Raw genomic sequence first — 12,199 nt, 5'->3', positions numbered from 1 at the left:
AAAAATGACGACCATTCGAACATTGCTAACGGAAATCGAAGGAAATTATTTCAGAGAGTATGAAAATTTGGATCAAGAAATAACAGATTTAGAATATTTCTCAGGACACTTAAAGAAACACCATGATTATTCTTCAACGATTTTTGTTTGTATCACGCTTGGAAGAAGAAATTATATCAATCGAAAACCAGTTAAATGGTTAGATGGCAATGAACAAATTGCTGGAAGAGAAAATGAGTTTGGCTTGATTGTAACGGAACATCCAATCACAGATGAGACAGTTCAGGTTCCACAGTTTATCGTTCCGAATAGTTGGGAATTTCTATTGAACTTGTCAGCTAAGCTGCGAGCAGGTTTTACTAAACCAGTGATTGCCATTACCGGCTCTGCGGGAAAAACATCGACGCGAATGATGATTTCTCATTTATTTAAAGAAAAGAAAGTATTAGAAAACCGAGGAAATCACAATGTACGTTTTGCGGTCCCGCTTTATATGAGCAAGTTATTAACTGATCCAGAAGTTTTTAATTTAGAAGTTTCAGTAAATGCATTGAATTCCTATGATACTGGTTCTATGTCAAAGTTGATTGAACCAGATATTGCGTTGGTGACCTCAATTGGTGAAGCACATCTTAGCTCGTTGAAGGATACAAAAGGTGTAGCAATTCACAAAGCCAAGATTTTTGAAGGGTTAAAAAAAGGTGGAACGGCAATTATCAATAAAGATATGGGACGAGAAGAGTTCACTATTTTAGTTGATGGCGCCAGAAAAAGAGAGGCGAAAATCTACACTTATTCATTACAAGATTCACTAGCTGATGTCTATGTCAAACACTGGCAACAAAAAAGAGAATACTGTGAGTTAGTGATTTCTTTTTTAGGCGAAGAAATGGCTGTCAATCTAACAGTTTCTTCTGCTGGAATGATTTCCAATGCCTTAGCAACGTTACTAGTGGTTCATGAGGTGGAAGGGACGATCAAGCCTTATCTTAGAAAATTTGAGACATTTAGACCACTACACAAAATTTTAGAAAAATCATCAATAACGATTGCACCACAAAAAAAAGTTACGTTTATTGATGACACCCACAACGCTTCATTACCGGCTATGAGAAATGCAATTGGTTATTTTAATGATGTACGTCCTTATTATTTAGGAAAAAGTTTTCTGATTTTAGGACAAATTGCTGATTTAGGAGATGCAGCGAAATCTGTTCATCTTGCAATCAAAAAAGATATGGAAGATGCCGACGCTGATTATATCTTTGGCTATGGGGAACAGTTCAAAGAAATCTTTGCTTTGGAGCAACAAAACGATCCGAAGTTTCACTGGTTTGCTACGTTAAAAGAATTATCCAATCAATTGGAAGCGCTACTGAGTGATGATAGTTTGATTTTAGCTAAAGGCTCAGTAACAGGAAGCGATTTTCAGCAAATTGATCAGTATATCCGTAGTTTAGGGAGAAATTTCAATAGTCAAAAGGTTCATTGATTGAGTTCAAATTGATGCGAGGGAGGGGGTTAGATGTGTTTTTTTCAAAGAAAAAAAGTTTGGCAAATACTTGGAATGACTTTCTGCTTGGTTTGGATTATTTTAAGTCAGACTTATGTCGTTCATGCACTTTCTTTAGAACTATTTGGGACAACGACACTTTCAAATAACAGTCAAACCACGGTAGAAGAACCATTTTTGCATGTGGAAAATACGCCAGTTACTTTTGTGCTTACGGGAGAAGATGGCGTAGGTATTGGAGCGATTACAACGGGTGAAAAATACGGAATACTTGAAATTCCAACGGAGATGGTTGGTTATGTTCAAGTTAACGGGCCTGCAACTGTACAGACGACGGTGACTGTTCCTTTGAGCCAATCCCCTTTACAAGTATTGATGCCGACAATCAGTTCAGTAATTTCTCTGATCGTTAATTCGCCACTGGTCTCTGCAGCAAATAAAACGGCTGTGAACCAAGCATTAACGGAATTAACCTCGGAAAATTTTGGTAGTCAAAATTTGTCTCTTGCGATTACCCCAAGAACTAGCACACAATTTGAAGTAGCTATTAGTCAAGGGTTATTACCGATTTTGGCTACCACGTTAAAAAATCGTGTTCAAAATCTATTGACTGTTGTCACGGCAATTCCTCTAATTGGAACGGTTTTGGGAGTGTTATTAACACCGTTTACAACGGCGTTGAATCAATTGATTAATAACTTGAATTCACCGACTTCTGCGGATAGTCGTGCGTTGGTAGCAGGTTCAATTTTAGGAAATACGCAAGCATCATTACCTTTTTTAATTTCTTCACCTGCGATTACAAGTGATTATGTTGCAAATTTTTCAGGAATGTTTATCCAGACAGATGAAACGTTGATCCAACTAGAAGAATCTGTTGCGCAGACAGCCATTTATTTTTCTGCAGGATCATTAGATATGGAAACGGCATTGCTTCCAAGTGATTTGGATTTTGGTGAACATACCATTCAAACGCAAATAGATGAGTTACTGATTGCTAAAGAAAATCAACAAGTAACGACAGGGGTTGTTCAAATTAGTGATACGCGATTGGTAGAAAAATTTTGGCAGTTAAAAGTGGAGCAGCTAACTTCATGGAACCAAGGTACGAATGAACTTTTGGCACAATTACAAATTAAAAATGCTGATCTGATTTCAACTTTTCCTGCAGGTTCAGTTAGTAGCACTGCCAATCAGACAGTTGGCTTAAATGTTGGCGTTCAACAAACTCTTGTCCAGTTAAATGGAACGACGCAACCAGGTAATGTTCTATTAAATCTGAGTGAATTTCAACTGTTTGTTCCAAAAGAAGCTGTGAAGTCGACGGGAACTTACCAAACCGTTTTGGAGTGGGTGTTGTCAGATACACCTAGTTAGATTGCTAAAGGAGGAGGAATTGTTATGAAAAAGAAAATTTTTACAAGCTTAGCGATGTTAGGGCTGTGCTTATTCTCTGGTCAATTTGTTTTGGCAGACTCACAGACACAAGGTGAAGTGAATTATATCCCTGGAGCATTGGAATTCGATTACACTAGTGAGATTCCGACTGATTTAAATTTTGGTGAACATCCAATTCAAACCGTCACACCGGAAAACTGGATTGCTACTACGACTGGTGAACAGACAGCGCCTGCAACAACTGGAGCAGTTGACGTTCGAGATAACCGAGGAGATCTTACAGGAACTTGGCTGGTGAAAGTAGCACAAGTCGAACAATTTCAAACGAGTGACGAAGTGGAATTGACAGATGCAGTGTTAAGTTTATCGTTTGGTTCAGTTACAAATAACTTATCTTTAAGCCCAATAAGCACTTATGAAAATGATGAATTAGCTATTCAGGTATTTAACCAAGAATTTACGGTATTAAGTGCAACTGCTGGGGAGAATTCTGGGGATACTTCTTTGGCAATTGACCAGTTTTCTTTAGCGGTACCAGCTAATACGAATAAAGTAGCAGCAGAGTATACGACAACCTTGAATTGGACATTTTCTTCAACACCCGAACCATAAAAACTTGAGTAGATGAAAAGAGGAGGGATAATTGTGAAATGGTTGATTGGAATACTCGGAATAGTAGGATTGAGTTTGGGATTTATAGTACCGGTTCAGGGAGAATCACTTCAAAGTTTTGATGCGCAAATTCAGCCGAATCAGGAAATACCTTCCCAAAATGATGCCTATTTTGATTTGCAATTAGCACCTGAACAAGAGGTTCAGTTAAAAGTAACCGTGACTAATTTAAAAGAGTCGCCAGTCACGATTATTCCTTCTTTTAATCGCGCAAGAACGAACCAACTTGGTGTCGTCGAGTATTCAGGGAAAAACCAGGATACAACACAAGCATTACCAGCCGATATTGAGGAAGTAGTTCAATTGTCACAAAAAGAATTTACTTTAAAAGAAAATGAACAAAAAATTCTTGAGTTAACTGTCACAATGCCAAATAAACCATTTGAAGGTGTGCTTGCTGGCGGAATTTATCTTCAAGAAAAGCCACGAGAAAAAGCACAAGGTAACATTCAAAATGTCTTTTCTCGAGAAATAGCTGTCTTGCTACAAAATGAACGAGAAAAAATTGAACCTGTTCTTGAAATGAAGGAAGCTTCCCCAACTCAAGTTAATGGCAGAAATGCTGTGAAGGTAGGTTTACGAAATACAAAGGCAACGTATTTATCGACAGCTGATATTCAGTATGAGTTATTTAACGGAAATGAAGAAACTCCTCAATTAAGTGGGAATCAAGCAATCGGATTTGCTCCGAATAGCGGGATGGCATACTTGATTTTTTTAGAAGGACAAAAGTTTGAGGAGGGAACGTATCGTTTAAAGATAACAGTTAGTAAAGAAGACTTTCATTGGAGTGATGAAACGTTATTCAAGGTGAGCAAGAAGACATCTGACTCTTACAATAGAAAAGATGCTTCAATTGAAGAACCTGAAAAGCCGTTTCCATGGTTGATATGGCTAGGGATTGGGACAATCGTGGGACTGGTTTTAGTCATTGTCTGGTTACTAAACAAATTACGAAAAAATAACCAAAATGAATAAAGTTTGAACCGGAAAGCTGGGACAGTGTGGTGTTCCAGCTTTTTTGTGTGGTATATAGAAATTTTTTATCATAAAAGTGTTCTTGAATAGGATAGGTAAAAAGAGAACATATTTTTTAGAAAAGTGTTCTCATTGCTTGGAGATAACTACTTAGTGCCAAAACTTCCAGCATAAATTTTCATTTTCTGTCAATTTATCGCTCATTTATGCACAATTCTGACTTTTCTCAAAAGAAGTGCTATGGTATGATAATGAAGAATTTTGAAAATTTACATAATTTCCTCGCATTTTGTTCCTGTTTTTTAAAGTTTTATTATGATTAAAGTGGGGAATTGCTGAATAAATTGTTGTATGAGAAAATATTTTAGAAAATGTGAAACAGAGGTGTACTATGAAGCGGTGGCAAAAAGTAGTTTTAGCTTTTCTCGGAGTTTTTGTTCTTTTGATTGTCGGACTTTCGGCATATGGAATCAAATTTATGGGTGAAGCAAATCAAACAGTCAACAAAATTTCAAAGAATTTAAATCGAGTTTCAACTAAACGATCGGACAAAGTTAGTATTGACGATCGAGAACCATTTTCCGTTTTATTACTCGGACTAGATACTGGTGGATTGGGACGAACAGAACAAGGACGTTCAGACACCATGATGGTTGTGACAGTTAATCCAGAAAAGAAAACTTCAACAATTGTCAGCTTGGATCGTGATATTTATACGAACATCGTTGGCTATGGAACAGTGGACAAATTAAATCATGCCTACGCATTTGGCGGAGTTGAAATGGCAATGGATTCGATTGAACAGTTGTTGGACATACCACTTGATCACTATGTGACGATCAATTTGGATGGAATGAAAGATTTGATTGATGCAGTTGGTGGGATTGAAGTCAATAATAAAATCGACTTTACCCTAGATGGTGTTCACGTGCCAGTTGGCAAACAAAAGCTGGATGGTGAAACAGGATTAGCTTATGCCAGAATGCGCCATGAAGATCCAGAAGGGGACATTGGTCGTCAACGTCGTCAACGTGAAGTTGTAACAAAAATCGTCAACAAAGTACTAAGTCTAGATGGTGTGAGCAATTATCAAAAGATTTTAAAAGCAGTTGAAAACAACGTGAAGACAGACTTGGAGTGGGACGACATGTTAGATGTTGCAACGAATTACACTGCAGCATTCAGCAAAATCGATCAAGGACAACTGCAAGGAGAAAGCACGACAATTAACGAAATTTATTACCAAATTCTTGGTCAAAATGAGTTATTGAAAGTTCAAAACAAATTGAAAAAACAATTAGACTTGAAAACAAGTAGTACTTTGCCTAATTTAGAAAATGACAATGCGTATCAAATGTTTTATGATGATTCAGAAGATGGAACGGGTCTAACTTCGGGTAGCACTGTCACCGATGGAAATGGCTACTCAAATAATTATTCAAATGACTATTCCAACAGTTATTCAGACGATTATTCATCAACCTACTCAGATGGTAACGGTAATTATAACCAAGACTATAACAATCAAGACAATGGGTATGGTACTGAAAATAACTACGATCAAAACAACAATCAAGAAACATATGAGCAATATACACCAGAAGATACGAATCAATATAATTACAATGGAAATTATTAACTAAAAATGAATCGCCCTATTAAAAGTCGTTGAGTAACTTTTAATAGGGCGATTTTGGTTGATCGATCGGAAATGAAAACTTCTTTTTATCCGTTTATTTTTTTGTTAGCTTTACAACGACTTCACAGCGAGCAGTTTGTGGAAACATGTCGACAGATTGCAAGTAGTCGACTTGATAACAGCTTGTTAATTCAACTAAGTCGCGCGCCAAGGTTGAAACATTACAAGAGATATAAACCAATTTTCTGGCTGGATGTTTCAACAAAGCTTGAACTAATTTCGCATCCAAACCAGTTCGAGGTGGATCAACGATAATTCCATCTGGTTGGAACCCTTCTTCGAGCCACTTAGGTAAAAGTTCTTCTGCCGTTCCGACTTCATAGCGAGTGTTGTCGTAGCCTAAACGAGTGGCATTTTTTTTTGCATCATCAATTGCTTGAGGAACAATGTCCATTCCGCGAACTTCTTTGGCATATTTTGCAACACTTAACCCGATTGTTCCAACACCACAATACGCATCCACAACTGTGTCATCTTTTTCGATTGCCAGTGCTTTGATTCCTTCTTGATAAAGAACTTTTGTTTGTTCTGGATTCAGTTGGAAAAAGGCGCGTGGCGATAGATCAAAAGTGACTTCATTGATTCGTTCTTCGATTGCTTCTTTTCCCCAAAGATGAATTGTTTCGTCACCCATTACTAAAGAAGTTTTTTGCGGTTGAACATTTTGCATAATGGAAACTACTTCGGGTAATCGCTCGTTGATTTCACGAATCAGTGCATTTTTTTGTGGGAACTTTTGGCTACGAGTAATGAAGACGACTTGTAGTTCCCCCGTTTGGATTCCCACACGAACCATGATTGTTCGAAAGATACCGCTATTTGTTCGTTCGTCATAAATGGGTAGATCATATTTATTTAACAAGCGAACGACCGTATTCATCACTTTTTGTGTTCGAGGTTCTTGGACTAAGCAATCAGTCAGCGGAACTAAGTTATGTGAATTCGCTTGATACAAACCAGCCTCGATTTGGTTTGTTTTTTTGTTTTTTCTTAGCTGAAATTGGGCTTTGTTACGATAACGCCAAGGGTCTTCCATGCCAATCGTTGGTAATAAAGAAAAATGACGAAAGCCAGCTGGTTTGAATTTTTCAAGTGCTTGTAAAAGCAAATCTTTTTTGAAATCGAGTTGTGCATGGTAGGCTAAATGTTGTAATTGACAACCACCACACTCGTAATAAACAGGACAGGGAGCGACAACACGTTGGCTACTCGGCTTTTTCACTTTCACAAGTTCTGCTTCAGCGTAGCGAGGTGTTGCTTTGGTGATTTTTACCAGTACTTCTTCCTTTGGTAAAGCATAGGGAACAAAAATAATCAATCGTTTGAAGTAGCCAATGCCTTCACCATTGATACCAAGTCGTTTAATTTTTAAAGGAACTGTTTGTCCGGTTTTGACAATTGTTTCTGCCATAGGTATCTCCTTTTTTTCGTTTGATGTGGGTCTATTCTATCACAAAATCGCTGTCGGCGGGGAGTTTCTATGATATGATAGAGAATATATGTTCGAGGAGGAGTTTCATGATAACAGTGACGAGGATCAGTAAAGGCAAAGGCCCTTTTTACCAAGTCGATTTATCTGTTGGCGAGCCACTGCGCGTGTCAGAAGATGTTTTAATTCGTTATCGTTTATTAAAGGGACGAGAGTTAGATGAAGAATTAATCAAAGAAATCAAAAAAAGCAGTGGAGAAGACTTTGGTTTTCAACAAGCATTGAATTATTTGAGTTATCAATTACGTTCAGAAAAAGAAATTCGTACCTATTTAAAAGAAAAAGAAATTGTTCAAGAAGATCGAAATAAAATCGTTGCACGATTGAAAGAATTAGATTTGATTAATGATCTTGTTTACGGAGAAAGCTACGTCCGAACTCAGATGCGATTGAGTGACAAAGGTCCCAGAAAGTTGAGCCAGCAATTACAGCAAAAAGGGCTAAAACCAGAAATCATCGAGCAAGCATTGAGCCAATATCTTTTTGAAGACCAAGTGGAGGTTGCCAGTATCGCGGCACAAAAAGCATATAAAAAAAATCATGGAAAAAGTCAGAAAGAACTTTTACGAAAAATCCAACAAAATTTAATGACTAAAGGCTTTAACTCGGAGGTCATCCAGCAGGCGATTGCCCAATTACCACAAGAAGTTGATGAGGAAGCTGAGTATGAGTTGTTGGTAAGCCAAGGCGAAAAATTATGGCGAAAGAATGCACGTTTTGATTTAACAAAACGCAGAATGAAAGTCAAACAAAGTCTGTATCAAAAAGGATTCAATCTGGATTTGATTCAACGATTTATTTCAGAAAAGGAAGCAGAAATCAGTGAATAAAGAATGGAAAAACTGGTCAACAGAGCAGACAAAAGAATTTCAGGAAGAATTTGTTGAGTGGTATGAAAGAGAAAAAAGGAATTTACCTTGGCGCTATAATCACGACCCATACCGCATCTGGATCTCAGAAATTATGCTACAACAAACGCGCGTCGATACAGTTATCGACTATTTTTATCGGTTTATGGAGTGGTTTCCAACGATTGAGGAGTTAGCCAATGCACCAGAAGAAAAATTATTGAAGGCTTGGGAAGGGTTAGGTTATTACTCCCGCGCTCGAAATATTCAAGCAGCAGCGAAACAAATCATGAGTGAATTTGGTGGGGAAATGCCCCAAACAGTTGCTGAAATTAGTTCGTTGAAAGGAATCGGTCCTTATACGACGGGAGCGATTGCTAGCATTGCCTTTGATTTGCCTGAACCCGCAATTGATGGAAATGTGATGCGAGTTGTGAGTCGTTTGTTTTGCATTGAAGAAGACATTGCGAAAGCGTCTAGTAGGAAAGTTTTTGATGAAGCAGTTCGAAGCATTATTGACGAAGAACATCCGGGAGAATTCAATCAGGCATTCATGGATTTAGGTTCGGCTATTTGTACACCGACGTCACCTAAATGTGAGATTTGTCCCATTCAATCTTTTTGTTTAGCAAATAAACGTGGAATACAAACCAACTTTCCTGTTAAAACAAAAAAAGCAAAGCCAAAAGATGTTTATTATGTGGCAGCAGCAATTCAAGATCAAGCAGGAAGCTTTTATTTGGAAAAACGAACCAGTCAAAAGTTATTGGCAGACATGTGGACGTTTCCGTTAGTTGAAGTCACACTTGAACGGTATCAGGAACTTCAGCAAGAATGGGCATCAGTTGTTGACAATCAACCGAATTTGTTTGATGAGTTACTGGTCGCAGAAAAACAGATAGATTTACCCTTTGCACACCAAGAGACAGTCGTTTGGCAAAAGCGTCATTTGGGCGAGGTAGTCCATGTGTTCAGTCATTTAAAATGGCATGTTCTTTTGTTTTACGGGCGAGCAACAAGCAGGACTAATCAGCTGTTACCGGAAACAGAAGCTGCTTTGTGGACTGCTGAAGCAAAGTTTGCTCAATTTGTTTTTCCGAAAGTTCAAATGAAATTGGTGGAACAACTTGAGAAAAATAGAAACAATAGTAATCCTTCCTAGGCAAAGAGAAAGTTTATTGATATAATAATTACGATGTCGGTGTAATGAACACCCAAACACAAAGCACAAGATGCTGCTTAAGGAAGGGTTGCTATGGGAGTTCCAAAAGAAGGAGAGTTTGTCACGATCCAAAGTTACAAACACGACGGCAAATTGCATCGAACGTGGCGTGATACCATGGTATTAAAAACAAGCGAACACTCAATGATTGGCGTGAACGATCACACTTTAGTTACCGAGTCTGACGGTCGCCGCTGGGTAACGCGAGAACCAGCGATTGTGTATTTCCACAAAAAATACTGGTTTAATGTAATAGCAATGATTCGTGAAAAGGGGGTTTCCTATTATTGTAATCTAGCTTCACCTTTTTTATTAGACGATGAAGCCTTGAAGTATATCGACTATGATTTAGATATCAAGGTGTTTCCTGATGGAGAGAAACGATTGTTGGATGTTGATGAATATGAAATGCATAGTAAAATCATGCATTATCCTAATGACATCGACTTCATTTTAAAAGAGAATGTGAAGATTTTAGTTGACTGGATCAATAATGAACAAGGACCTTTTTCTGAAGGCTATATTGATGTTTGGTATGATCGTTATAAGCAATTGTCGCGAAAGTAAAACAAAAAAGAACAGCGAGCTTAAGAAATTTTTCTTAAACTCGCTGTTCTTTTTTATGGTTGTGACATTTTTTTTCGCATATGTAGATGAGGCATTCCCGCATCTTCAAATGGTTCGCCATAAATTTCATAACCTAGTTTGGAATAAAAATTCACAGCAGTTTCTTGAGCACCTAAAAGAATGGTATTGTAGCCTTGATTTTTGGTGAATTCTTCCGCTTCTTTCACTAAATGATTTCCTAAACCTTGTTGACGGAAATTTTGAAGAATTGCCATTCGCTGCAATTTCATTTTGCCATTATCTAATGGTAGTAAACGAACAGTTCCGCAGGGTTCTTTTTTTTCTGAATAAAGGACAAAATGAATACATCTAGCTTCATCTTTATCAATTTCTCGTTCTAATGGAACGCCTTGCTCAACGACAAATACTTGATGTCGAATGCGAATAGCATCTAAATAAATCCCACTTAACGTATCTCTTGTTTGTACGATTTTCATTCTACAATCACCTCTCATTATTTTTTAGTATACTGGAAAGTTTGTGAAATGAAAAGCCGTGGCAATCCTAGTCGTTAGATAAAAAAAGAGAAGTTAGAGAAGAATTTTTAAACTAGATGCGCTATACTATAAAAAAGAGAAAAGGAGGAAATCGATTGTTTGAAAAACTGAGAAATTCCAAATTAATGTTTTGGTCTTTTGAATTATTGATCTTAGCCACATTGATTTTGGTTTCTTCAAAAATCAATTTTATATTTGAACCCATTGGGACATTTTTTTCAACCTTATTTGCACCAGTTTTAATTGCTGGATTCTTGTATTATATTTTGAATCCGATTGTTAAGTTGCTGATGCGAACAAAAATCAAACGAACTTGGGCAGTGGTTCTTGTATTGCTGATGTTATTAACGGCAATTATTTGGATTTTACTAAGCGTAATCCCAAATCTGGTACAACAAATTTCTTCATTGGCTTCAAACATGCCTGACTTCATCAAACAGGTCGAACGCTGGTTAAGAGAAATGGCAGAATTGCCGATTTTTAAAGAAGTGAATATCAGCAAATATTTAGACCAGCTAGATATTTCTTATGGGCGAATCATTCAACAATTTTTAAGCGGAATCTCTTCTAGCTTAGGTTCGATTGTTGGAACGATTGCTTCTGCGACAATCGTGATTGTGACGGCACCATTTATTTTGTTCTATATGCTAAAAGATGGTGAAAAGTTAGTACCGAATATTGAGCGCTTTTTCCCAGAAAAAAGAAGAAGTCAAATTGTCGAATTACTTGGCCAACTGAATCAAACATTAGCTAACTATATTAGTGGGCAAGCAATCGAATGTTTATTTGTCGGTACATTTACCTTCCTAGGATATTTTCTTCTAGGGGTTGATTATGCCTTTTTATTCGGCGTGATTGCAGGATTGACCAATTTGATTCCCTACTTAGGTCCTTATTTAGGGTTAGCTCCAGCCTTTTTAGTGACGGTTTTCAATGAGCCATTTAAAGCATTGCTTTGCTGTGTCGTTGTATTAGTCGTTCAACAACTAGATGGAAATATCATTTATCCAAATGTTATTGGGAAATCATTGAAAATCCATCCATTAACAATTATTATCGTCTTATTAGTTGCTGGAAATATTGCTGGACTATTAGGAATCTTCTTAGGTGTACCTTTTTATGCGATTTGTAAAACAATTGTTTCTTATGTTATCAAAATCGTTAAGGAAGATCAGCGAAACGAAAGTACGAAGAAAATCGCGACGACACCATAAGACGTGCACCGCTATTTTTATTGCAAAGAAAATCGCTTTGTG

At 37.3% G+C, this 12,199-nt stretch carries 11 protein-coding genes; 9 read left to right on the top strand and 2 right to left on the bottom strand.

Annotation, left to right across the window (positions count from 1 at the left end; translation table 11 throughout):
• The first annotated feature begins 4 nt into the window (after positions 1 to 4).
• The 5 genes from IGJ66_RS08310 to IGJ66_RS08290 all read left to right on the top strand — a co-directional run bounded on the left by IGJ66_RS08310 (position 5) and on the right by IGJ66_RS08290 (position 6,200).
• Complete coding sequence (locus IGJ66_RS08310) at positions 5 to 1,492, top strand: Mur ligase family protein (protein WP_430616494.1); 1,488 nt, start codon at positions 5 to 7, stop codon at positions 1,490 to 1,492.
• Between the two features lie 33 nt (positions 1,493 to 1,525).
• The gene (locus tag IGJ66_RS08305; protein ID WP_430616493.1) at positions 1,526 to 2,890 is read left to right on the top strand and encodes an adhesive domain-containing protein; all 1,365 of its coding nucleotides are present in this window, start codon (positions 1,526 to 1,528) and stop codon (positions 2,888 to 2,890) included.
• A 24-nt stretch (positions 2,891 to 2,914) separates the two neighbouring features.
• The gene (locus IGJ66_RS08300; RefSeq protein WP_430616492.1) at positions 2,915 to 3,523 is read left to right on the top strand and encodes a WxL domain-containing protein; all 609 of its coding nucleotides are present in this window, start codon (positions 2,915 to 2,917) and stop codon (positions 3,521 to 3,523) included.
• A 33-nt stretch (positions 3,524 to 3,556) separates the two neighbouring features.
• Positions 3,557 to 4,561 (top strand): DUF916 and DUF3324 domain-containing protein, encoded by a 1,005-nt coding sequence (locus IGJ66_RS08295; protein WP_430616491.1) that lies wholly within the window; start codon positions 3,557 to 3,559, stop codon positions 4,559 to 4,561.
• A gap of 391 nt (positions 4,562 to 4,952) precedes the next feature.
• The gene (locus IGJ66_RS08290; protein WP_067480781.1) at positions 4,953 to 6,200 is read left to right on the top strand and encodes an LCP family protein; all 1,248 of its coding nucleotides are present in this window, start codon (positions 4,953 to 4,955) and stop codon (positions 6,198 to 6,200) included.
• Positions 6,201 to 6,294: 94 nt separating this feature from the next.
• On the opposite strand, the gene rlmD is transcribed toward IGJ66_RS08290, so the two are convergent.
• Positions 6,295 to 7,671, bottom strand: a complete 1,377-nt coding sequence (gene rlmD, locus IGJ66_RS08285; RefSeq protein ID WP_430616490.1) for a 23S rRNA (uracil(1939)-C(5))-methyltransferase RlmD — start codon at positions 7,669 to 7,671, stop codon at positions 6,295 to 6,297.
• A gap of 107 nt (positions 7,672 to 7,778) precedes the next feature.
• Here rlmD and recX point away from each other — a divergent pair, with 107 nt between their 5' ends.
• The 3 genes from recX (at position 7,779) to ntdP (ending at position 10,386) form a co-directional block, all read left to right on the top strand.
• A complete protein-coding gene (gene recX, locus IGJ66_RS08280) occupies positions 7,779 to 8,579 on the top strand; it encodes a recombination regulator RecX (protein ID WP_067480787.1) in 801 nt (266 codons plus the stop codon).
• Positions 8,572 to 9,759: an A/G-specific adenine glycosylase gene (gene mutY / locus IGJ66_RS08275; protein WP_430616489.1), complete on the top strand. Its 1,188-nt coding sequence runs from the start codon at positions 8,572 to 8,574 to the stop codon at positions 9,757 to 9,759. The genes recX and mutY overlap by 8 nt, the downstream gene beginning before the upstream one ends.
• A 93-nt stretch (positions 9,760 to 9,852) precedes the next feature.
• Complete coding sequence (ntdP, locus tag IGJ66_RS08270) at positions 9,853 to 10,386, top strand: nucleoside tri-diphosphate phosphatase (protein ID WP_067480792.1); 534 nt, start codon at positions 9,853 to 9,855, stop codon at positions 10,384 to 10,386.
• A 53-nt stretch (positions 10,387 to 10,439) separates the two neighbouring features.
• Here ntdP and IGJ66_RS08265 read toward each other — a convergent pair whose 3' ends face one another.
• Positions 10,440 to 10,883: a GNAT family N-acetyltransferase gene (locus IGJ66_RS08265; protein WP_067480796.1), complete on the bottom strand. Its 444-nt coding sequence runs from the start codon at positions 10,881 to 10,883 to the stop codon at positions 10,440 to 10,442.
• Between the two features lie 155 nt (positions 10,884 to 11,038).
• Between IGJ66_RS08265 and IGJ66_RS08260 the strand changes: the two genes are divergently transcribed.
• The gene (locus tag IGJ66_RS08260) at positions 11,039 to 12,157 is read left to right on the top strand and encodes an AI-2E family transporter (protein WP_067480800.1); all 1,119 of its coding nucleotides are present in this window, start codon (positions 11,039 to 11,041) and stop codon (positions 12,155 to 12,157) included.
• Positions 12,158 to 12,199 lie beyond the last annotated feature (42 nt).

Origin of the sequence: Enterococcus sp. DIV0176 (assembly GCF_050528535.1) — a bacterium.
Classification (GTDB): Bacteria; Bacillota; Bacilli; order Lactobacillales; family Enterococcaceae; genus Enterococcus_B; species Enterococcus_B thailandicus.
The sequence above is the reverse complement of the archived record's forward strand: the minus strand, read 5'-3'. Positions and strand labels throughout refer to the sequence as shown.